Source organism: Flavobacterium notoginsengisoli (assembly GCF_042686225.1).
Classification (GTDB): Bacteria; Bacteroidota; Bacteroidia; order Flavobacteriales; family Flavobacteriaceae; genus Flavobacterium; species Flavobacterium notoginsengisoli.
This window is the reverse complement of the sequence record NZ_JBHUOT010000035.1, coordinates 1-592: the sequence shown is the minus strand read 5'-3', so window position 1 is coordinate 592 and position 592 is coordinate 1. Positions and strand designations below refer to the sequence as shown.

Sequence of the window (592 nt, the reverse complement as noted above, 5' to 3'; positions counted from 1 at the left end):
ATCGAAACATCAAGCGATCCCTGCAGTCGAAGCACAACCGGAATATGGTATTCAGTACTGCCCTGAAGCTGGTCAAGGAACCATAGACGCTCCTGGCTGAAGGACAAAGGAATACGCAATGGACGGCTCTTATTAGGGGTAATCTTCTCAAGTATCTGTTGTGTTACATTCCCTGTTTGATATTTCTGTAAATATCTAATAATAAGCTCTTTATTTTCTTTTATTTCACTAAGTGTTTCCGAATCTATTTCAGCATTTGATTTAATACTCAATGAGCCGTTATTTAATACTAACTTTATTCCTTTTTTATTTATTCTTTGAAAAAAACTTAAAAACTCCATATATCATTAAAATTACAACTCAATATTTATACTATACTCATTAATCTGATCATCAAAATTAAGGGTCTTATAATGTATATAAGATGATAACTCTTCAACAGTATTAAAACCAAATACGTCCCTAATCGATACTTCCGTTTTAAGCTCCCTGCGGATCATCGATACCAATCGCGTCGCAAGAAGGCTATGGCCTCCAAGCTCGAAGAAATTGTCATAGATCCCAACCTGGTCCAAACCAAGAAGATCCTGCC

General features: G+C 36.0%; 2 protein-coding genes. Both read right to left on the bottom strand.

Annotated features, from left to right (window positions below):
• Positions 1-341, bottom strand: a 341-nt coding sequence (locus tag ACFS3A_RS26745) for a TubC N-terminal docking domain-related protein (RefSeq protein ID WP_379828790.1), incomplete at its 3' end; no start/stop codon positions are given.
• 12 nt (positions 342-353) lie between these two features.
• On the bottom strand, positions 354-592 hold a 239-nt coding region (locus ACFS3A_RS26740), incomplete at its 5' end, for a phosphopantetheine-binding protein (RefSeq protein ID WP_379828789.1).